General features: G+C 70.0%; 18 protein-coding genes. 3 read left to right on the top strand and 15 right to left on the bottom strand.

Annotation, left to right across the window (positions count from 1 at the left end; genetic code table 11):
* Positions 1-29: 29 nt before the first annotated feature.
* Complete coding sequence (locus FQ377_RS09110; RefSeq protein WP_148600914.1) at positions 30-422, bottom strand: LysM peptidoglycan-binding domain-containing protein; 393 nt, start codon at positions 420-422, stop codon at positions 30-32.
* 416 nt (positions 423-838) lie between these two features.
* On the opposite strand from FQ377_RS09110, the gene lexA reads away from it, so the two are divergent.
* Positions 839-1,552: a transcriptional repressor LexA gene (gene lexA, locus FQ377_RS09105; protein ID WP_187393313.1), complete on the top strand. Its 714-nt coding sequence runs from the start codon at positions 839-841 to the stop codon at positions 1,550-1,552.
* 79 nt (positions 1,553-1,631) lie between these two features.
* Here the strand turns inward: lexA and FQ377_RS09100 are convergent, their stop codons facing one another.
* The gene (locus FQ377_RS09100; protein ID WP_148600913.1) at positions 1,632-3,707 is read right to left on the bottom strand and encodes an ATP-dependent DNA helicase; all 2,076 of its coding nucleotides are present in this window, start codon (positions 3,705-3,707) and stop codon (positions 1,632-1,634) included.
* Positions 3,700-5,283 carry a GTPase HflX gene (hflX, locus tag FQ377_RS09095; RefSeq protein WP_148600912.1) on the bottom strand — a complete coding sequence of 528 codons (1,584 nt, stop codon included), beginning with the start codon at positions 5,281-5,283 and terminating at the stop codon, positions 3,700-3,702. The genes FQ377_RS09100 and hflX overlap by 8 nt, the downstream gene beginning before the upstream one ends.
* A 123-nt stretch (positions 5,284-5,406) precedes the next feature.
* Here hflX and FQ377_RS09090 point away from each other — a divergent pair, with 123 nt between their 5' ends.
* Positions 5,407-6,015: a class I SAM-dependent methyltransferase gene (locus tag FQ377_RS09090; RefSeq protein WP_148600911.1), complete on the top strand. Its 609-nt coding sequence runs from the start codon at positions 5,407-5,409 to the stop codon at positions 6,013-6,015.
* Between the two features lie 24 nt (positions 6,016-6,039).
* Here FQ377_RS09090 and dapF read toward each other — a convergent pair whose 3' ends face one another.
* The 6 genes from dapF to FQ377_RS09060 form a co-directional block, all read right to left on the bottom strand.
* Positions 6,040-7,035, bottom strand: a complete 996-nt coding sequence (gene dapF, locus FQ377_RS09085; protein ID WP_148600910.1) for a diaminopimelate epimerase — start codon at positions 7,033-7,035, stop codon at positions 6,040-6,042.
* 4 nt (positions 7,036-7,039) lie between these two features.
* Positions 7,040-7,951, bottom strand: a complete 912-nt coding sequence (miaA, locus tag FQ377_RS09080; RefSeq protein ID WP_148600909.1) for a tRNA (adenosine(37)-N6)-dimethylallyltransferase MiaA — start codon at positions 7,949-7,951, stop codon at positions 7,040-7,042.
* A complete protein-coding gene (miaB, locus tag FQ377_RS09075) occupies positions 7,948-9,483 on the bottom strand; it encodes a tRNA (N6-isopentenyl adenosine(37)-C2)-methylthiotransferase MiaB (protein WP_262364357.1) in 1,536 nt (511 codons plus the stop codon). Before miaB ends, miaA begins: the two co-directional genes overlap by 4 nt.
* Before the next feature lie 53 nt (positions 9,484-9,536).
* The gene (locus tag FQ377_RS15135) at positions 9,537-10,040 is read right to left on the bottom strand and encodes a regulatory protein RecX (RefSeq protein WP_262364356.1); all 504 of its coding nucleotides are present in this window, start codon (positions 10,038-10,040) and stop codon (positions 9,537-9,539) included.
* A 573-nt stretch (positions 10,041-10,613) separates the two neighbouring features.
* Entirely contained in the window at positions 10,614-11,657 is a 1,044-nt protein-coding gene (gene recA, locus FQ377_RS09065) for a recombinase RecA (RefSeq protein WP_148600907.1), read from the bottom strand.
* Positions 11,658-11,947: 290 nt separating this feature from the next.
* Positions 11,948-12,169, bottom strand: coding sequence for a DUF3046 domain-containing protein (locus FQ377_RS09060; protein ID WP_148600906.1), 222 nt, complete (start codon positions 12,167-12,169; stop codon positions 11,948-11,950).
* Between the two features lie 182 nt (positions 12,170-12,351).
* Here FQ377_RS09060 and FQ377_RS09055 point away from each other — a divergent pair, with 182 nt between their 5' ends.
* The gene (locus FQ377_RS09055) at positions 12,352-12,855 is read left to right on the top strand and encodes a MarR family winged helix-turn-helix transcriptional regulator (protein ID WP_148600905.1); all 504 of its coding nucleotides are present in this window, start codon (positions 12,352-12,354) and stop codon (positions 12,853-12,855) included.
* Between the two features lie 50 nt (positions 12,856-12,905).
* Here FQ377_RS09055 and FQ377_RS09050 read toward each other — a convergent pair whose 3' ends face one another.
* From FQ377_RS09050 to dapA, 6 genes are all read right to left on the bottom strand, one after another.
* Positions 12,906-13,334 (bottom strand): helix-turn-helix domain-containing protein, encoded by a 429-nt coding sequence (locus FQ377_RS09050; RefSeq protein WP_148600904.1) that lies wholly within the window; start codon positions 13,332-13,334, stop codon positions 12,906-12,908.
* A 115-nt stretch (positions 13,335-13,449) separates the two neighbouring features.
* On the bottom strand, positions 13,450-14,004 hold the full coding sequence (locus FQ377_RS09045) for a CinA family protein (protein WP_395858479.1): 555 nt from the start codon (positions 14,002-14,004) through the stop codon (positions 13,450-13,452).
* On the bottom strand, positions 14,001-14,588 hold the full coding sequence (pgsA, locus tag FQ377_RS09040) for a CDP-diacylglycerol--glycerol-3-phosphate 3-phosphatidyltransferase (RefSeq protein ID WP_148600903.1): 588 nt from the start codon (positions 14,586-14,588) through the stop codon (positions 14,001-14,003). The genes FQ377_RS09045 and pgsA overlap by 4 nt, the downstream gene beginning before the upstream one ends.
* A gap of 9 nt (positions 14,589-14,597) precedes the next feature.
* The gene (locus FQ377_RS09035) at positions 14,598-17,561 is read right to left on the bottom strand and encodes an FtsK/SpoIIIE family DNA translocase (RefSeq protein ID WP_148600902.1); all 2,964 of its coding nucleotides are present in this window, start codon (positions 17,559-17,561) and stop codon (positions 14,598-14,600) included.
* Between the two features lie 54 nt (positions 17,562-17,615).
* Positions 17,616-19,316 carry a ribonuclease J gene (locus FQ377_RS09030; RefSeq protein ID WP_148600901.1) on the bottom strand — a complete coding sequence of 567 codons (1,701 nt, stop codon included), beginning with the start codon at positions 19,314-19,316 and terminating at the stop codon, positions 17,616-17,618.
* Positions 19,313-20,239 carry a 4-hydroxy-tetrahydrodipicolinate synthase gene (gene dapA / locus FQ377_RS09025; protein WP_148600900.1) on the bottom strand — a complete coding sequence of 309 codons (927 nt, stop codon included), beginning with the start codon at positions 20,237-20,239 and terminating at the stop codon, positions 19,313-19,315. Before dapA ends, FQ377_RS09030 begins: the two co-directional genes overlap by 4 nt.
* Between the last annotated feature and the right edge of the window lie 139 nt (positions 20,240-20,378).

Below are 20,378 nucleotides of genomic sequence, written 5' to 3'. Positions count from 1 at the left end.
GGTCAAGAGCCTCGACCCGCAGGAAGGACCTATCCGACGGGGATGGCGATGGGCTGCCCCGCCTGGACCACCGAGCTGCGCAGCTCGTTCAGTTCGACCATCTCGGCGACGACGTCACGCGGATCGCGCTCGGGTGCGTACTGCACGGCGAGGCCCCAGAGCGTCTCACCCGAGGACACCGCCACCTCGACAGTCTCCGTCACCTCCGGCTCCTCGCTTCCGGCCTGCGCCACCGAGGTGAGGAAGGCGCCGAGGAGGATCAGCGCGGCCACGCCCAGTGCGAGCGGCAGACCGACGAGCAGGAACCGGCCGCGACGGGTGAGGGTCAGCGGCCGCTCGGCGTAGTGCTGGGCGGTCACATCGCGCAGCGCTGTGCTGCCGTGCAGTACGGATACTCCGTGCAGTACGGGTACTTCAGCCATCGTGTGTCCTCTTTCCCTTCGACCGTCCGACGCACTTCTCGAACCACGTTCGAACATGCGTTCTATTTCTACTACGTCCATTCCTAGCACCTGCTCCGGCACGCTGTCGAGACTCACTCGAACATATGTTTGAAATTAATCGGTGTCTGTCCTACCGTGAAGGGAACAGGACGACGACGCCGTCCAGCGGCCGGGTCCGGTCACCGGACCGTCGGCGTTCTTCGAGACAATCACCCGCCACCGACATTCCGGCTCCCGGTCGGACGCACGGTACGGCGGACCACAGCGTGGATCAGGGTGCAGGATCCCAGGCGAAAGGCACCACAGTGGCGGACACCACACCGGCGGACTCCATCCCGACGGAACGGAGCGCGGAGGACCGGCAGGAATCCGGCGCGGACGGCCCAGGTGCTGCCATCCCCCTGACCACAGGGCGCGGACGGCCCCGTGGGCGTTCTGCCTCGAAGGGACTCTCGGCGCGCCAGCTGACCATCCTCGAGACGATCCAGCGCTCCATCGCCGACAACGGGTACCCTCCCTCGATGCGGGAGATCGGCGACACGGTGGGGCTGGCGAGCCTGTCCAGCGTGACCCACCAGCTCTCGCAGCTCGAACGCCTCGGGTACCTCCGGCGTGACCCGAAACGTCCGCGCGCCATGGAGGTACTCCTGCCGCTGACCCTGGCGCCGGAGATGGGCTCCGGCACGAACGGGGACGACGCCGAGGGGAAGCCGGCGGAACGCCAGATCGCCGTGGACACCGCGCTCGTCCCGCTCGTGGGGCGCATCGCCGCCGGTGGGCCGATCCTGGCCGACCAGGTGGTGGAGGACATCATGCCGCTGCCCCGACAGCTGGTGGGCCACGGCGATCTCTTCATGCTCCGGGTCTCGGGCGACTCGATGGTGGACGCCGCCATCTGCGATGGCGACTGGGTTGTGGTCCGGCGTCAGCAGAGCGCCCAGAACGGCGATATCGTCGCCGCGCTGCTCGACGAGGAGGCCACGGTCAAGACGTTCCGGCAGCGCGACGGCCACACCTGGCTGCTACCGCAGAACACGCGCTACGAACCCATCCTCGGGGACCACGCGAGCATCATGGGCAAGGTCGTCTCCGTCATGCGGGCCCTCTGACACTGCCCGTTCGACGTGGGCCCGTGCGGAAGGAGCGCGTGCGGAACGCGCCCGTCCCACACGAATCCGTCGGGGCCGATCAGCGGGCGGAGAGCCGCTCCAGGATGCCGGTCGCTGTGGCCCGGTCGGTGGTCGCCCAGAACGGCGGCAGGGCCGCGCGGAGGAAGCCGCCGTACCGGGCGGTGGCGAGGCGGCTGTCCAGTACGGCGACGACGCCGCGGTCGCCGTTGGCGCGGATGAGCCGGCCGGCGCCCTGGGCAAGGCGGACCGCCGCATGGGTCGCGGAGACACTCATGAAACCGTTCCCGCCATTGCGGGCAACAGCCCTCGTCCTGGCGGTCATGAGCGGATCGTCCGGCCGCGGGAACGGGATGCGGTCGATGGTCACCAGCCTGCACGCCGAGCCCGGCACGTCGACACCCTGCCAGAGCGACATCGTGCCGAAAAGGCAGGTGTCCGGTTCATTGGCGAATCTCCCCACCAGGGCGTTGAGCGAGGAGTCACCCTGGCACAGGATCTCGAAGTCGACCTCGGGCCGCAGCGCTTCCGCAGCCTCCTCGGCAGCCCGTTTGGACGAGAAGAGGCCCAGCGCTCCTCCCCGGGAGGCCTGCAGGAGCACGAGCAGTTCCGCCAGCTGGGCGTCGGACGTGCCGCGCTCGGGCTTCGGCAGGTCCTTCGCCACGTACAGGACGCCCTGGCGCGGGTAGTCGAACGGGCTGCCGACATCCACACCGCTCCAGGTCGGTGCTCCGGGGCCGTTGAGGCCCAGTGAACCTGCCACCGGCCCGAACTCGGAGCCGATGGCGAGCGTCGCGGAGGTCAGGATCACCGTGTGGTCCTCGAACAATCCCTCGCGGAGCCGCTGGGCCACGGAGAGCGGAGCCACGTTGAGCAGCGCCGGTGAGTCGTCCTCCGGCTGGCCGAAGCCCGACCCCGGAGAGAAGGTGCTCGGCCGCGACGCCCACACCACCTCGTCCAGGGCGGAGGCGGCGAGCAGGCGTTCGGAGAGCTCGAAGACGGCCGTGACGCGCGAGCGCGCAACCTGCCTGCCGCCGTCGGCGTCCGCCTCGGTCTTGCCCTCCGTCTTCGAGTCGGAGAGGGCAGCGCGCGCGGCGTCGCGCACCTGTCCCAGGGCCTGCTCCAGCTCGTCGGGGAGGCCTCCGGGCAGCAGGCCCGCGGCGATCGTCCCGGTCGCGGCCTCGAGGGCCTCAGCGGCGGCCTCCAGGGCCGCCGTCGTGATCGAGGCGTGACGCCGCATGGCCGTCGCGGCAGTACTGACCATCGCCGCCGAGAGCTGCCCGGACACTGCCCCGGTCACCCGGTCATGGAGTTCGTGGGCCTCGTCGATCACGACGACGTCGTACTCCGGCAGCACGGCGAGGCCCTCGAACGCACTGATCGCGAGCATGGCGTGGTTGGTGACCACGATGTCGGCCTCCGCCGCGGCGGCGCGGGCCTTCTCGCTGAAGCACTGCTGCGCCACGGGACAGCGGGCCGCGCCGAGGCAGTCCATGCTCGAGACGGAGACCTGGCGCCAGGCGCGGTCGCTCACGCCGGGCACGAGGTCGTCGCGGTCGCCCGTCGCCGATTCCTCGGCCCAGTCCCGGAGCCGCACCACCTCCGCGCCGAGCGCCGAGCCCGGCGCTCCGGTGGTCTCCGCGGGCGCGGGGTGCGGTGCGGCGTCCGGCAGGCTGAAGAGGGTGCCGGGGGCATCCTCCTCCGGGAAACCGCCTCCGGTCTTGTGCAGGCACACGTAGTTGGAGCGCCCCTTGAGCAGGGCGATGTCCACCGGGCGGTCGAGGGCCGGGCCCACGGCGTCGAGGAGCCTGGGCAGGTCCCGGGTGATGATCTGCGCCTGCAGTGCCAGGGTTGCCGTGGAGACGACCGAGGGGCGCCCGCTCCCCATGGCGTGGGCGATCAGCGGGACCAGATAGGCCAGGGACTTCCCCGTGCCGGTCCCGGCCTGGACGAGCAGGTGTTCGCGGGCTCCGATGGCCTCGCTGACGTGTCGCACCATCTCGTGCTGCCCGGGGCGGGGCTGGCCGTCCATCGCCGCGACGGCGGTATCGAGCAGGCCGAGGGACTGCCGGGCCAGGGCCGACCGGGGCGCGGACTCCGGCGCCCCGTCGGCGCCGGATCGCGTGCGCTCACTCATGCCGGAGATACGGCTCCAACTCCGCTGCCAGGCCCTCCCGGACCATCACTTCGAGCCGGGTGCCCTCGCTCTCGTGCTCCAGGCCGAGGATCTCCGCGTCCTCCTCGTGCAGTCGGCTCACGATCTCCCCGTGGTCGTACGGCACCATCAGGTCGAGCTTCACACCGGGACGCGGGATGCCCGCGCTGATGAGCTCACGGAGCTCGGTCAGACCGGCGCCGGTGCGGGCGGACACGACGACGGAGTGCGGCTCCCGCTGGCGGAGGCGTTCGACCACGAAGGGATCCGCGGCGTCGGCCTTGTTCAGGACGATGATCTCCGGGACCGCCCGGGCGTCCACGTCGCTCAGGACCGAGCGGACCGCCCTGATCTGTCCCTCCGGGTCAGGATGTGACGCGTCGACCACGTGCAGGATCAGATCGGCGTCGGCCACCTCCTCGAGGGTGGAGCGGAAGGCCTCGATGAGCTGCGTGGGGAGCGACCGGACGAACCCGACCGTGTCGGCCAGGGTGTAGCCGATGCCGTCGGGGGTCTCCGCCCGGCGCACCGTGGGGTCCAGGGTGGCGAAGAGGGCATTCTCCACGAGGACGCCCGCGTCGGTGAGCCGGTTCAGCAGGGACGACTTCCCCGCGTTGGTGTAGCCGGCGATAGCCACGGACGGCACCTGGTTCCGACGGCGGTTGGACCGCTTGGTCTCGCGCGCCGGCTTCATCCCGGAGATCTCCCGGCGCAGCTTGGCCATGCGCGTGCGGATCTTCCGGCGGTCGAGTTCGATCTTCGTCTCGCCCGGTCCACGCGAACCCATGCCTGCACTCGCGCTGCCCACCTGGCCGCCGGCCTGCCGGGACATCGATTCGCCCCAGCCACGCAGCCGCGGCAGCAGGTACTCGAGTTGCGCGAGCTCCACCTGCGCCTTGCCCTCTCGGCTCTTGGCGTGCTGGGCGAAGATGTCGAGGATCAGCGCGGTGCGGTCGATGACCTTGACCTTGACGATGTCCTCCAGTCCGCGCCGCTGCGACGGGGAGAGCTCGCTGTCGATGATCACCGTGTCCGCGCCGGTCGCCTGCACGATCGCCTTCAGTTCCTGGGCCTTGCCCGAACCGAGGAAGGTGGCCGGGTCCGGCTTGAGTCGACGCTGCACGATGCCGTCGAGCACCTCGGACCCTGCCGTCTCGGCGAGGGCCGCCAGCTCCTGCAACGAGTTCTCGGCGTCCTGGGCGGTGCCCTCGCTGCGAAGACCCGCGAGCACCACCCGCTCGAGCCGCAGCTGCCGGTACTCGACCTCCGTGACGTCCTCGAGTTCCGTGGAGAGTCCGGCCACGCGCCGCAGGGCGCGGCGCTCCGAGAGCTCCTCCTGGTCGCCGTCGGCGTCCGATGCCGTGTTCTCCCCGGACAGCGCAAGGGCCCGGGACCGCCAGGTGGACTCCTCGGGTGCGGCGGGCCGCTCGGGCTTCGTCGCCGCGCTCCGGGTCCGTGCCGCCACGGCTCCGTCGGTGTCGAGGATGCGGTCGATGACGGCCTGGATCTCGTCCGGGCCCATGTCGGCGGCGTCGGAGGATGCGTTGTTCTCGGTCATAGTCTCCCTAGCTGGATGTGATTAGAGTGTACGTCCGCCCACCGACCCCGGTACGGCCACTTCTCCCAGCGCTGAACCGGACCGGCCCAGGATGCCTGCCGGGAGGCCACTAGGCTTTCCCCCATGGAGTCCCAGCACTATTTCAGCGCGCAACCCACCGGACCGGATACGCGCCGGCCCCTGACCGTGGTGCTGGCCGGTGAGCGCCGCGACCTCGTGACGGCCTCGGGCCTGTTCAGCCCGGACGGCATCGACAAGGGGACGGCGATCCTCCTCGACCACGTTCCCGCACCGAGCGGCAGGCATCTGCTGGACATCGGCTGCGGGTGGGGACCGCTCGCACTCAGCATGGCGCTGGCCTCAGGGGATGCCGCGGTCCATGCGATCGACGTCAACGAACGGTGCGTGGCCCTGACCACGGAGAACGCGCGGCGCCTGGGCCTGGACCATGTCGTGGCGACCACACCCGACGCCGTGGATGGTGACCTCGAGTTCGACACCATCTGGTCCAACCCCCCGATCCGGATCGGCAAGCAGGAGCTGCACGCCCTGCTGCTGCGCTGGCTGCCGCGCCTCGCCCCGGACGGGCGGGCCTGGCTCGTCGTCCAGAAGAATCTCGGTGCGGACTCCCTGCAGCGCTGGCTCGGCGAGGCACTCCCCGAGCAGTTCGCCGTGCGCCGTGCACACACCGCGAAGTCCTTCCGCGTCCTCGAGATCCACCGGGCTCCGTAGACCGGGCGGCCCGGGTGCTCCCCGTCAGTACGCCGCGAGCAGTGTGCCCTCCGCGACCAGTTCCGCGGGGCCGCTGAGCTCCACGTGCTCCCGCCCGTCCGGACCGGGGAAGAAACGCACACCCACCACTCCGCCGGGGACCTCCACGAGCCAGCGGTCCGGTGCACCCGTTCCGGCCCAGAACCGGGTCGCCACCGCTGCCGCGCACGCGCCCGAACCACAGGACTGGGTCTCCCCCACCCCGCGCTCGTGCACGCGCATGGTCAGCCGCCCCACACCGTCGTCGCCGACGAGCGGCTCGGCCGGTACCACCACCTCCACATTGGTCCCCTCGGGCGGTCGCGGCTGGACGGTGGGAGCCCGGTGGAGCTCGGCCGCGCGCAGTTCGGCGAGTTCGGCCAGTGCCACGACCGTGTGCGGATTGCCCATGCTCACGGACAGGGCCGGGCGGTCCACCTCGAGCCCGGCGATCTCCACGAGTGAATCCATGCCCCGCGCCACGGCCGCGTCGGGGAAAATGAACTCCCAGGGGCCCATGTCCACCGCATAGCCGTTCCCCGCGCGCGTGACGCGCTTGACGCCGCTCCGCGTGCCGACCGCGAGCTCGCCGCCGTCCTGCAGCTCCACGGTGCCCTGGTCGAGGAGGAAGTGCACGAAGACGCGAACGCCGTTCCCGCACATCTGCGCCACCGAGCCGTCCCCGTTCCGGTAGTCCATGAACCACTCGGCCTCCGGGTCGCTCTGGAGGAGTGCCTGGCCCTCGGGGAGCGACGACGAGCGGACGGCCCTGATGAAACCGTCTGCCCCGATGCCGCGATGCCGGTCGCAGAGTCCGGCGACGAAGGCGGCGTCCGTGCGGCCCACGCCCTCCGGATCGAGGGTGAGGATGAAGTCGTTGCCCGTGCCATGGCCCTTGGTGAAGGCCAGACCACGGGTTTGCCGGTCGGCTCGGGGGACGGCGGTGTCAGTGACGGCGGCGTCAGTGGCGGCGGTGTCATGGGCTGCGGGGTCATCGGTCACCCCTCTAGGATAGGTCGCCGTGCGCGCGGAGGTGGTCGACGGCCCGGTCCACCAGGGCCGGGGACTCCGCGTCGAGCCAGGTGACGCGCGGGTCGCCACGGAACCAGGTCAGCTGGCGCCGGGCGAAGCGTCGGGTGGCCGCGATGGTGTCGGCTATCGCGTCGGTCTCGGTGAGGACGCCGTCGAGCACCTGCAGGAACTGCCCGTAACCGAGGGCGCGGGAGGCGGTGCGGCCCTCCCGCAGGCCGCGGGAGGCCAGCCGCTCGACTTCCTCTGCCAGGCCTTGCCGGACCATCGTGTGGACCCGCAGTGCGAGCCTCTCGCGCAGCATCCCGCGGTCAACGCCGAGCCCGAGCTGCACGGCCGGCTGGTGGTACTCGCGGCTGGGCATGAACGCACTGAAGGGACGACCGCTGATCTCGTGGACCTCCAGCGCCCGGACGAGGCGCCGGTCGTCCTGGATGCGGTCGGCCGACAGCGGGTCCACGGCACGGAGGCGCTCGCGGAGCACCTGCGCTCCGTGCGCCGCGAGATCGGCCTCGAGCCGGGTCCGCACTGCAGGATCCGTGGGCGGGAAGTCGAGCCGGTCGAGCGCGGCCCGGACGTAGAGCCCCGACCCGCCGATCAGGATGGGCACCCGTCCCCGGGCGCGCACCGCATCGACGGCGTGCCGCGCGTCCACCTGGTACGCGGCCACACTGGCTTCCTCCCGGAGGTCGAGCACGTCCAGCAGGTGGTGCTCCACACCGCCGCGTTCGTGGACCGGGAGCTTGGCCGTCCCGATGTCCATTCCCCGGTAGAACTGGAGGGCGTCGGCGTTGATGACCTCGCCGCCGAGTCGCTGCGCGAGAGCGACACCGAGCTGCGATTTACCGGAGCCCGTGGGCCCCACCACCGCGATGACCGGCAGGGTCAAGGGGCTGTGGACCGTGCGGGCAGGGAGGGCATCCCGAGCAGAACCGACCCGGAGGGTGTGGTGCCGGGGGTCGGGGCGCCGCAGGACTCGGCGAGGCTCCTGTCCCAGGCGTCCCCGGCCCGGGAGCGCCGCAGCGCGTACTCCGACGGGAGCGGGTCCGAGATGAGGTGGAAGGACGCGGCCTCCGTGACCGGCAGCGTCACGAAGTCCCCGGGGCGTGGGACGGACGCACCCTCGGGCACCGTGAAGTGCACGAGGCGCTGGTCCTGGGCCCTACCGGTCAGCCGGTGCGTCCGGTCGTCCTTGCGGCCCTGCTGGTCCGTCACGAGCACCTCGACCGTTCGCCCTACCTGCGCCGCGTTCTCCTCTGCCGCGATCCTGTCCTGCAGGGCGGTGAGACGTTCGAAGCGTTCCTGCACCACGGCCTTCGGCAGCTGGTCCGGCAGATCCGCGGCGGGCGTTCCGGGGCGCTTCGAGTACTGGAACGTGAAGGCGGTGGCGAAACGCGACTGCTCGACGACGTCCAGCGTAGCCTGGAAGTCCTCCTCGGTCTCCCCCGGGAAGCCGACGATGATGTCGGTGGAGATGGCGGCGTGCGGCATCCGGTCACGGACCCGTTCCAGGATCCCGAGGAAGCGGGTGGACCGGTAGGACCGTCGCATGGCCCTCAGGATGCGGTCCGAGCCGGACTGCAGGGGCATGTGCAGTTGTGGGGAGACGTTCGGCGTCTCGGCCATCGCGTCGATGACGTCGTCGGTGAAGGCCGCCGGGTGGGGGCTGGTGAAGCGCACGCGCTCGAGCCCCTCGATCGATCCGCAGGCACGCAGCAGCTTGGCGAAGGCTCCGCGATCGCCGAACTCGCTGCCGTAGGAGTTGACGTTCTGGCCCAGGAGCGTGACCTCCACCGCGCCGTCGGCCACGAGCGCCTCGATCTCCGCGAGGATCTCCCCGGGACGTCGATCGCGCTCCTTGCCCCGCAGGGACGGGACGATGCAGAACGTGCAGGTGTTGTTGCAGCCGACGGAGATCGAGACCCAGCCCGCGTAGACGGATTCGCGCCGCGTGGGCAGGGTCGAGGGAAAGACGTCGAGAGACTCGAGGATCTCGAGCTGCGCCTCCGCATTGTGCCGGGCGCGCTCGAGCAGAGCGGGCAGCGCCCCGATGTTGTGGGTGCCGAAGACCGCGTCCACCCAGGGCGCCCTCCGCAGGATCGTCTCGCGATCCTTCTGCGCCAGGCACCCGCCGACGGCTATCTGCATGTCCGGCCGGGCATCCTTGACGGCCTTGAGCATCCCGAGGTTCCCATAGAGCTTGTTGTCGGCGTTCTCCCGCACGGCGCACGTGTTGAAGACCACCACGTCGGCCACGGTTCCCTCGGCCCGGTCGAGTCCGGCGTCCTCGAGCAACCCGGAGATGCGTTCCGAATCGTGCACATTCATCTGGCAGCCGTAGGTGCGCACCTCGTAGGTGCGCCGTTCCGGGTCCGCATCGGTGTGCTGCCGGGCGTCGAGGCTGGGAAGTGTGATGCTCACGTGCCCAAGCCTACGGCGGCGGACGGCGACGGCGGCAATCGCGGACCACGGGATCACCCGGCCGCCTGTGCCTCCGCCACGACGTCCTTGACGATGGAGAACGCCGCGCCGGGACTATAGCCCTTGCGGGCGAGCATACCGACCAGACGGCGCACCTCCCGATCCCGCCCGGCTCGATCCGTGAGATCGGCGCTTCCGCGGAGTCGGCGCCGCACCATGTCATGGGCCTGGTCGCGCTCGTCGTCGTCGGTGACCTGGAGCAGGGCCTCCTCGGCGAGTTCGGGGTCGATGCCCTTGTCCGCCAGCTCGCGCCGCAGCGCGGCACGTGACAGGGCCTTCAGTGCGGTGCGACTGCGGACCCACATCATGGCGAACTCGGCGTCGTCGATCAGCTGCACTTCCTCGAATCTGTCGAGGAGAGCGGACACGACGGCGGGCGGCACCTCGCGTTCGGCGAGCTTCCGCTCGAGCTGATGGCGGCTCCGGGGGCCCAGGGCGAGCTGGCGCAGCAGGACGGAGCGACCCAGCGAGGTCCACTCGTCGGAGGTGCGAACCACCCCGGTGTCGCCCTGCCCGTCTGCACCGCCACTGCCAGGGGCAGTGGTCCGCACTCGATCATCACGGGTGCTGCGTCGCCGGGCCGACCGACGTGCTGCAGTGTCGGTGCTGTCCGCTGGACCGCTCTGTCCCGTTCCGGACGCAATCGCCGATCCCGACCCGGACAGGCCGGGATCTTCCGCGATGGTGTCCGGTGCGTCCGCCGACGAGCCGACGACGGGACCGAACGGATCCGCAAAGGAGCGTGTCCCCGCCCCCGGCCGCCCGCGGGAGCCGCGTTGGGACTTCCCGCTCCGTCCGGACGTCTGCTTCCCCAGCGACGACGAGCGACCGGCTGCCTGCCGCGAGCGGTCGCCACGACGGGCGGACCGGATGCCGCGAGGCTTGCCCGGTCCCGATTCAGCACCGCCCCGGTCCGTACCGTGACGATCATCACCGTCCCGATCCACACCGCCCGCCCCGGGCCCCGATGCTGCCGCCCGGTCGGCGTCCCCGGCGGAACTGTCCCTGCCGAACATCCCGAACGAGGTTCCCCAGTCGGTCGGCTCCGATCCCGCGCCCGCCGGCATCGGTTACTCGCCGCTGACGGCCTTGAGCTTGGGAGTGTCCTCTTCTTCCGGCTGCACCCCGATGCCCAGTTTCACGCGGATCTTCTGCTCCAGCTCGTCGGCCAGATCCGGGTTGTCGATGAGGAACTTGCGGGCGTTCTCCTTGCCCTGGCCCAGCTGGTCGCCGTCGTAGGTGAACCAGGCGCCGGACTTCTTGACGAGGGCGTTCTCCACGCCCACGTCGATCAGGCCGCCCTCCCGGGAGATGCCGTGACCGTACAGGATGTCGAACTCCGCCTGCTTGAAGGGCGGGGCCATCTTGTTCTTGACGATCTTGGCACGCGTCCGGTTGCCCACCGGATTGACACCTTCCTTCAGCGTCTCGATGCGGCGAACATCGATACGGACCGATGCGTAGAACTTCAGCGCCTTACCGCCCGTGGTGGTCTCGGGGCTTCCGAAGAACACGCCGATCTTTTCGCGCAGCTGGTTGATGAAGATGGCCGTGGTCTTGGTCTGGCTCAGGCGGCCGGTGATCTTCCGGAGGGCCTGGCTCATCAGCCGGGCCTGCAGACCGACGTGGCTGTCACCCATCTCGCCCTCGATCTCGGCCCTAGGAACCAGCGCGGCCACGGAGTCGATGACCACGATGTCGATGGACCCGGAGCCGATCAGCATGTCCATGATCTCCAGCGCCTGCTCGCCGGTGTCCGGCTGGGAGACGAGGAGGGCGTCGGTGTCCACACCCAGGCGCTTGGCGTACTCGGGATCCAGGGCGTGCTCGGCGTCGATGAAGGCGGCGATCCCCCCGTTGCGCTGCGCACTGGCGACGGCGTGGAGGGCCACGGTGGTCTTGCCGGAGGATTCCGGTCCGTAGATCTCGACGACCCTGCCCCGGGGAAGGCCTCCTATGCCCAGGGCGGCGTCGAGCGCGATGGAACTCGTGGAGATGGTCTCGATCGGCGCCCTGATCTCGTCACCCAGGCGCATGACCGAACCCTTGCCGTACTGCTTGTCGATCTGGGCGAGAGCTGCTTCGAGGGCTTTCTCGCGGTCTGGAGCGGCCATTCTTCACCTCGGTTGCTAATGGCCGTGAGGCCTGTGTTCGTATTCTGCTGGACTGTGGGGATCCGCACCGTGGGGGTGTGGACCGTCGATGCCGACCGTGTCGGTCCGGAATCCGTTGCTCAGGAATCTAGTAGCCCGCGCCGACACTTTGAGGTGCGGCTGCGTCCATGTGCACAAGAGCGCCACCGCCGTCACCAGTCTAGCGCGGTACGAACAGATATTCGATTGTTTGCCCCGCTCCCGAGCGTGTCCGCAGCGCAGTGTCCCGCGTGGTCCTACCGCCCCGGGCCTCAGGTCCGGGGCGTGATGTCCCGCCCGAGCCAGCGCTCCCGCGGGACGTCCTGGGCCGCACAGATCGCCTGCCAGACAGTCTTCGGATCCGCACCGGCCGCGAGTGCCTCCGCGGCGCTCCGATCACCCAGCCGGTCCACGACCAGCTCGCGGGCGAGGGTCCGCGAGTAGGCCTCCCCGAACTCGTCGTCCATCAGTCGCCAGAAATCGCTCACGCGCATCGATCATCCTTGCCGTCGTTGTTCCAGGGTGCCGCTCGATCGAACTCCGGGGACCATTCTGCCCGCCCGGTCCTCCCACGCGCACCGCCTCCCGGGCCGTCGGCCGCCCGTCGCCGCTCCGTCCGTTCTCCTCGCCGCGGCCGGGAGGCGCTCCCACGCCGCCCTGACCCTACAATTGCCCCATGGACGCGAAGCTCAACACCCCTGACCCCGGCCATGCCGTCGCGCCCGGGGACGACGCCGTCGCCGATGCCGCCGTCGAGGCCCTGGAACAGCAACTGAGCATGCTGTGGAGACGCGCGCGCTCGAACTCCTACAAGGTGGCGCGCCGGGTCCACCCCGACATGGAGCCCGCGGCCTACGGCCTCCTGGTCATCCTCCAGCGGGAGGGGTCCATGCGCCTGACCGACATCGCTGCGAGCGTCGGGGTGGGCAAGCCGTCGGTGAGCCGCCAGATCGCGATGCTCGAGCAGCTCGGGCTCGTGCAGAAGGAGGCCGACCCGCTGGACGGGCGCGCCCAGTCGATCTCCCTGACCGATGCGGGGAACCGGCAGCTCACCGCCGCCCAGACGGCGCGGAGGCAGGCGTTCCACGAGCTCATGGAGGACTGGGACGTCCAGGACCTCACCTGCCTCGGCACGCTGATCGCCCAGCTCAACGAGACGTACATCCAGGACAGCTGGTAGCGGACAGCAGAAAGGCCCGCCCCGGGCGGGGCGGGCCTTTCCTGTCGCGACTAGCGGTTCGTCGTCGCGAGTCCCCGACCGAAGTCGTCGGTCAGGTCGTCCCCGAACTCCCGCGCGAACTCCTGCGGGACGGTGTCGGGGATGGATACGCCTTCTGCTTCTGCCAGGCGGTCGCTGACTTCCCGCAGCATCGAGGAAAGAGGAACCTCGAGAGCGCTGCAGATCGATGAGAGGAGTTCAGAGGATGCTTCCTTCTGGCCACGCTCAACCTCACTGAGGTATCCGAGGGAGACCCTCGCACTATGAGACACCTCGCGCAGGGTTCGCCCCTGGCGCTGGCGGACGTCGCGGAGGACATCGCCGATCTCATGGCGAAGGACGACCATCTTGCGCTCCTTGGGCTTGCGCTGGGCATCATCTGCCAACCCCACATCACGCCAACGGACCACGCCGTTTACGGATACGGGCTGCTTTACCATCTGTATCGCCTTGCTCCCTCATGAAGGGGGCACCGCCCGCTGGTGGACGAGTGCCCGTGATGACCGACCCCTGTCTTCGGAGCCCGTCGCGCCAACCCTATCAAGGCAGCTATGTCTATAACCGACCCGATTCGCCGTTTGTTCCCCTGGACAGGACGCCGAACAGTTCGGTCAGTACGGCGTTGCACGCCGCCTGCCTGATCGCGGCCCGGTCCCCGGGGAAGTGGTATTCGAAGGTCGCTGTGGCCGTCGCGGAGGAGATGGCCGTGAAGACCGTCCCCACGGGCTTGCCACCGTGCGCGGACGGCCCCGCCACGCCGGTGGTGGAGACACCGATGTCGGCGTCCAGGGCGGTCCGTGCACCCTCGGCCATCGCCGCAGCGACGCGCGGGTCGACGGCGCCGGCGCGAGCGAGCAGCTCCGCGTCGACCCCCAGGAGATGCTGCTTGACCGAGAGCTGGTACGCGACGATCCCACCCTGCAGCACCGTCGAGGCGCCGGGAACCTCGGCGAGGGTGGAGGCGATCAGTCCCGCGGTGAGTGACTCGGCGGTGGCCACGGTGCGGCCGAGTCGTCCGGCCGCGGCCACGATGCCGGACGCCGTGGCCATGTCGAAGCCGGTCGCCCCGTCCACTGCAGTACCGACGCCGGACGCGGCACCGGCGTTCACCGGCGGGCTCCCGCCCGGAGCCGCGCCGCCTGCACGATGTAGTCGACGCCGGTCACGACCGTGATGAGGACGGCCACCGCCATCACGAAGGCAGCGATCCACCACGCCCAGTCACCGAGCAGTGACTGCAGCGGAAGGAGGAACAGGAGGATGGCGACAGTCTGCACGACGGTCTTCAGCTTTCCCCCGCGCGAGGCCGGCATCACGCCGTAGCGGATTACGGCGAAGCGCAGCACCGTGATGCCGAGCTCGCGGACCAGGATCACGATGGTCACCCACCACCACAGCTCGCCGAGCACCGAGAGCAGCACGAGAGCCGACCCGATGAGCAGCTTGTCCGCGATCGGATCGGCGATCTTGCCGAAATCGGTGATGAGCCCCCTGCTGCGGGCGAGGTCGCCGTCGAGCTTGTCCGTGTAGATCGCCACGGCGAAGGTCAGGACGGCGAGCCAACGGAACAGCTCGCCCCGCGCGTCGTCGAGCAGGAGGAACCAGATGAAGAAGGGCACCAGCAGGATCCGCACGACCGTCAGGACGTTCGCGATGTTCAGGACCGGCACCGCCGGGGTCGGGGAACTGTTCATGATGCCCACCTATCGTCCGGTCAGGTTCCAGGCGTCACTGGAGCCCTCGTCGCCCTCGCCGCTGTCGGCGCCGTCGTAGTACTCCACCGCCTGCGTCCTGGAGGCAAGATCGTCGGCCACGAGATCGACGGGCTCCCGGGGAGCAGCGGACGGCGCGGGCGGATCGTCGCCGCGCATGGCGGCCAGCACCGGCGCGAGGTCATCGGGTTTGACCAGCACGTCGCGCGCCTTCGAGCCCTCGGAGGGTCCGACGACGCCGCGCGATTCCAGCAGGTCCATGAGCCGGCCGGCTTTCGCGAATCCCACCCGGAGCTTGCGCTGGAGCATCGAGGTGGAGCCGAACTGGGTGGTCACCACGAGCTCGGTGGCCTGGAGCAGCACGTCGAGATCGTCCCCGATGTCGTCGTCGATCTGCTTCTTCGGCGCCTCCACGGCGACGTCCTCGCGGTACACGGCCTGCAACTGGCCCTTGACGTGCTCCACGACGCGATGGATCTCGGACTCTGTGACCCAGGCGCCCTGTACGCGGATGGTCTTGGAGGCGCCCATCGGCAGGAACAGGGCGTCGCCCTGGCCGATCAGCTTCTCGGCGCCGGGCTGGTCGAGCACCACACGGGAATCGGTGACCGACGACGTCGCGAACGCCATGCGGGAGGGGACGTTCGCCTTGATCAGGCCTGTGACCACATCCACCGAGGGTCGCTGCGTCGCGAGGACCAGGTGGATCCCCGCGGCCCGGGCGAGCTGCGTGATTCGCACGATCGAGTCCTCGACGTCGCGGGGGGCGACCATCATCAGATCGGCGAGCTCGTCCACGATGACCAGCAGATAGGGGTAGGGCCGCACCACACGCTTGGAACCCTCCGGCGGGACAACCTTGCCGTTGCGGACCGCCTTGTTGAAGTCGTCGATGTGCTTGTACCCGTAGTTGGCCAGGTCGTCGTAGCGCGTGTCCATCTCGCGGACCACCCACTGGAGCGCCTCGGCGGCCTTCTTGGGACTCGTGATGATCGGCGTGATCAGGTGCGGCACGCCCTCGTAGGCCGTCAGCTCGACGCGCTTGGGATCCACCATGACCATGCGTACCTCGTCGGGGGTGGAGCGCATGAGGATGGAGGTGATCATCGAGTTCACGAAGGACGACTTGCCCGCGCCGGTGGCACCGGCCACGAGCAGGTGGGGCATCTTGGCCAGGTTCGCGACGACGAAGCCGCCCTCCACGTCCTTGCCGACACCCATCACCATCGGATGGTCCGTCTTGCGGGCATTGCCCGAGCGCAGGACGTCGCCGAGCGAGACCGTCTCGCGATCGGTGTTCGGGATCTCGATCCCGATGGCGGACTTTCCGGGGATGGGCGAGAGGATGCGCACATCGGAACTGGCGACGGCGTAGGAGATGTTCTTCGACAGCGCGGTCACCCGCTCCACCTTGGTGCCCGGCGCCAGCTCGATCTCGTAGCGCGTGACGGTCGGCCCGCGGGAGAAGCCGGTTACCCGGGCATCCACGTTGAACTGGTCCAGCGTGTGCGTCAGGGCGGCGACGACGGCGTCGTTGGCCTCCGAGCGTTCCTTCGGCGGGGTCCCGGCAGGCAGGTAGTCCGAGGGCGGCAGCGTGTAGGCCACGTCGCCGGCGAGCTGCAACTGCTCGGTGCGCTGCGGGATCGGCGACGGCGGCGCCTGCGGCTGGACAGGGGTCGAGGGGACCAGCAGCGCCTTCGCCGCCGGGACGATGTCGATGGCCTCGGTGCTGCCCTCCGGAGCGTTCCGCGGCGGGCGGCCGGGAACGGCAGGGGCGTGGTCCGGCGACTCCGGGACGCCGATCCCCTGCGCTCGCTTGAGATTCTCCGCGGCGCGCTCCTGCTTAGTGGGACGGCGCACCCCCGGCGGCACGGCGGCACCGCCCTCACCGGCACCGCTCTCACTGGCACCGCTCTCGCGGGCGCGGCGCTCCTCGTCCTCGACGACGGCCCGCTCGAAGGCCTCGTCGCCCACGAAGCCGGTGTCGTCGTCGTCCGCCGGGCGGTCCTCCGACTGGTCCTTGCCGAACAGGCGCTTGCGCCGCTTGGGCTTGGGGGTGGCCGTGGAACCGTGGCCGGCGTAGAGATAACTCTGGTCGTGCTCCTCGGCATCCTCCGGGTGGTCGCCGGATCCACGCGCGTCCGCGAGGTCCTGGCCCATGAGGTGCTCGTACAGCGCCCGCAGCCGGGACGGGATGTGCCGGAAGGGTGTCGCCGTGATGATGAGCAGACCGAGGAAGACGACGACGGAGAGCAGGATCCCCACCGGCCAGGCGGTCAGGAGTGCGGTGAGGGGGCCGGCCACGAGGAAGCCGACCACTCCCCCGGCCCGCCACAGGGCGTCGAGTCCCTCCGAGAGCGTGGGCTGTCCGCCCACGAGGTGCGCGATCCCGGATCCGGCGAACAGGATGAACAGCTCACCGATGGCGATGCGGTTGTTGGCGCGCTGACGCTCCGGGTAGCGGAAGAGGCGGACGGCGCCGATGCCCAGCATGAACGGCACGAGCAGTGCCATCCAGCCGAAGGTACCCCCGGCGGCGGCGTGGACGCTGTCGGCGATGATCCCGGTCAGGGCCCACCACTCGACGGCGGCGACGGCCAGCGCGAGCAGGAGCAGGAAGAATCCCGAGCCGTCCCGCCGCAGTTCGCGCTCGGGATGCACGTCGTGACCGAACTTGCGGACTGCCGAACCGGTGAGGCGAGCCAGGGACATCCAGGTGGCACGGATCACCCGCACGGGGAGGGCCGGACGGTCGTCCTGCCGCGGCTCGGGTGTCGCCTCAGACTGGCGCGTCGCGGGAGTCGTGCGCCCCTGGTCCTTCGGGGAGCCGCTCGCCCTGGCGGGTCGCGCGGCGGCTGTCTTCCCGCGGGCCGTCGTCGTCGGGCCCTTTGCCGTCGCGCCCTTGCTGCGGGTGCGCTGCTGGCCGCGGGGGGCAGGGGACGTTCGAGTTGCCATGGTCATCACGGTACCCGACGGGGCCCGCGATCCAGCAGCTCCGGGGCGTGCGGATCAGGCCTCGAGGACCACGGGGATGATCATGGGGCGCCTGCGATAGCGGCGGTTGACCCAGGTCCCGATGATGCGCCGGACCACCTGCTGCAGCTGGTGGACGGTGTGGTCGGCGTCGGCCGTCACGGCCTCCTCGAGACCCGCACTGATCGCGGGCTTGATCTCGTCGAAGACTGCATCGTCCTCGGCGAAACCGCGGGCGTGGATGTCGGGGCCCGAGACGATCTTGCCGGTGGTCCGATCCACCACCGTGATGATCGAGATGAAACCCTCCTCGCCGAGGATCCTCCGGTCGAGCAGATCCGCATCGGTGATCTCACCGACGCTCGCCCCGTCCACGTAGACGTAGCCGCACTCCACGGTGCCGACGATCCCGGCCGTGCCGTCCACCAGGTCGATCACTGAGCCGTCCTCGGTGAGCAGCACATTCGACGCCGGTACGCCGGTCTGCTGCGCGAGCCTCCCGTTGGCGATGAGGTGACGGGTCTCCCCGTGCACCGGCATGACGTATCTCGGCCGGAGGATGTTGTAGCAGTAGAGCAGCTCGCCGGCCGCCGCGTGCCCGGACACGTGCACCTTCGCGTTGCCCTTGTGGATCACGTCGGCACCGAGTTTGAGCAGCCCGTTGATGACGCGGTAGACCGCGTTCTCGTTCCCCGGGATCAGCGACGAGGCGAGGATCACGGTGTCCCCCGTACCGACGGTGATGCGGTGCTCACCGGCGGCCATGCGCGAGAGCGCCGCCATCGGTTCGCCCTGCGAGCCGGTGGACATCAGGACCACACGGTCGTCCGGCAGCTCGTCCACGTTCTTGATGTCCACCAGGATGCCGTCCGGCACCTTCAGGTAACCCAGTTTCGCGGCGATGGCCATGTTCCGCACCATCGACCGACCGGCGAAGCACACGAAGCGCTCGTGGGCGGCAGCGGCGTCGAGGACCTGCTGGACCCGATGCACGTGCGAGGAGAAGGAGGCGACGATGATCCGCTTGCGGACCTGGCCGAACAGGGACTCGAGGACCGGGCCGATCTCACGTTCGCCGGTGGTGAAGCCGGGCACGTCGGCGTTCGTCGAGTCGACCATGAGCAGGTCCACACCCTCCTCGCCGAGGCGCGCGAAGGCCCGCAGGTCGGTGATGCGGCCGTCCAGCGGCAGCTGGTCCAGCTTGAAGTCGCCCGTGTGGAGCACGGTGCCCGCCCGGGTGCGGACGAAGACCGCCAGTGCATCCGGGATGGAGTGGTTGACCGCCACGAACTCGCATTCGAACGGCCCGAACTGCTCGATCTGGCCCTCCGTCACCGTGAGCGTGTACGGCCGGATGCGGTGCTCCTGGAGCTTCGCCTCGACGAGCGCGAGGGTCAGCTGGGAGCCGATGACGGGGAGGTCCGGCCTGTGCCGGAGGAGATAGGGCACCGCACCGATGTGGTCCTCGTGACCGTGCGTGAGGACCAGCCCCACGACGTCGTCCATCCGGTCCTCGATGAAGGAGAAATCGGGCAGGATCACGTCCACCCCGGGCTGGGTCACCTCGGGGAAGAGGACGCCGCAGTCGACGATCAGCAGTTTGCCGTCGATCTCGAAGACCGCCATGTTGCGCCCGATCTCCCCGAGGCCGCCCAGCGGGACGATCCGCAGGGTGCCCGGCGCGAGCTCCGGGGGCGGGCCGAGCGGCAGGGACGCGCGGGCGTCCGCGCGGCTCACGCGCGCTGTCCCGTGCCGGCGAGGTCCCAGCCTGCCTCCGCCAGGTCGGCGAGCACCGGTGCCAGTTCGGCCTCCGTGGGCTCCACGAGGGGCAGGCGCACGACGGCGTTCGGCAGCACTCCCGTCAGCTGCAGGATCCGCTTGGTGGAGACGGCTCCGGGGATGTGGGTCATGACGGCGCGGACCACCGGGTCGAGCTCGAAGTGGATCCGCCGGGCCTCCACCATGTCGCCGCGGGTCGCGGCGTCGACAAGGGACCGGAAGGCGGCGGTGGCCACGTGTGCGCTGACGCTGACCACACCGACGGCCCCCGCGGCCATCCAGGGAAGGGTGAGACCGTCGTCGCCCGAGTACACGTGGAGATCGGTGGAGGCGAGGACGCGGGTGACGGCCGCGAAGTCAGCCTTGGCGTCCTTGAGCGCGCCGATCCTCGGGTTCTCGGCCAGGCGCAGCATCGTCTCGGTGGCGATCGGGATAGCCGACCGGCCCGGGATGTCGTAGATCATGATCGGCAGCTCGGTCGCCGCGGCGATCGCCTCGAAGTGTGCCACGACACCCGATTGGGAGGGCTTGTTGTAGTACGGCGTCACGACGAGCTGTGCGTGTGCCCCGGCCCGCTGGGCGCGCCGTGCCATCTCGACCGAGTGCGAGGTGTGGTTCGTCCCCGTTCCGGCGATGACCCGAGCGCGGTCCCCCACCGTCTCCACGACAACGCGGTAGAGGTCCTCCTTCTCGGAGTCCTCGAGCGTGGAGGTCTCCCCCGTGGTTCCCGAGACCACCAGCGCGTCGCACCCGTCATCGACGAGCTTCGCGGCCAGGGCCGCCGTGGTGTCGAGGTCCACGGCGCCGTCGGCGGTGAACGGGGTGACCATGGCGGTCACGAGTGAGCCGAACGGAAGGGAGCGCGAGGGGGTGTCAGCCATGAAAACGAGATTACCCGTTCGGACTCCTCGGCGGTGCGAGCCGCGTGGGGCAGCGGGTGGCGGCATCGGGGGTATCGACGGCGACGGCGGTGGCGCGCGCGTCGGATCGGGCGCGCAGGCCCCTGTGGGACCATGGCTG

The organism is Arthrobacter echini, assembly GCF_008107445.1.
GTDB classification, from domain to species: Bacteria; Actinomycetota; Actinomycetes; order Actinomycetales; family Micrococcaceae; genus Arthrobacter_D; species Arthrobacter_D echini_A.
The sequence above is the reverse complement of the archived record's forward strand: the minus strand, read 5'-3'. Positions and strand labels throughout refer to the sequence as shown.

Excerpts from the sequence above, each read along its gene's own strand:
- FQ377_RS09110 (WP_148600914.1), bottom strand. The coding sequence starts at position 422 with ATGGCTGAAGTACCCGTACTGCACGGAGTATCCGTACTGCACGGCAGC.
- FQ377_RS09100 (WP_148600913.1), bottom strand. The coding sequence starts at position 3,707 with ATGAGTGAGCGCACGCGATCCGGCGCCGACGGGGCGCCGGAGTCCGCG.
- hflX (WP_148600912.1), bottom strand. The coding sequence starts at position 5,283 with ATGACCGAGAACAACGCATCCTCCGACGCCGCCGACATGGGCCCGGAC.
- FQ377_RS09090 (WP_148600911.1), top strand. The coding sequence starts at position 5,407 with ATGGAGTCCCAGCACTATTTCAGCGCGCAACCCACCGGACCGGATACG.
- recA (WP_148600907.1), bottom strand. The coding sequence starts at position 11,657 with ATGGCCGCTCCAGACCGCGAGAAAGCCCTCGAAGCAGCTCTCGCCCAG.
- FQ377_RS09060 (WP_148600906.1), bottom strand. The coding sequence starts at position 12,169 with ATGCGCGTGAGCGATTTCTGGCGACTGATGGACGACGAGTTCGGGGAG.
- FQ377_RS09055 (WP_148600905.1), top strand. The coding sequence starts at position 12,352 with ATGGACGCGAAGCTCAACACCCCTGACCCCGGCCATGCCGTCGCGCCC.
- FQ377_RS09050 (WP_148600904.1), bottom strand. The coding sequence starts at position 13,334 with ATGGTAAAGCAGCCCGTATCCGTAAACGGCGTGGTCCGTTGGCGTGAT.
- pgsA (WP_148600903.1), bottom strand. The coding sequence starts at position 14,588 with ATGAACAGTTCCCCGACCCCGGCGGTGCCGGTCCTGAACATCGCGAAC.
- FQ377_RS09035 (WP_148600902.1), bottom strand. The coding sequence starts at position 17,561 with ATGGCAACTCGAACGTCCCCTGCCCCCCGCGGCCAGCAGCGCACCCGC.
- dapA (WP_148600900.1), bottom strand. The coding sequence starts at position 20,239 with ATGGCTGACACCCCCTCGCGCTCCCTTCCGTTCGGCTCACTCGTGACC.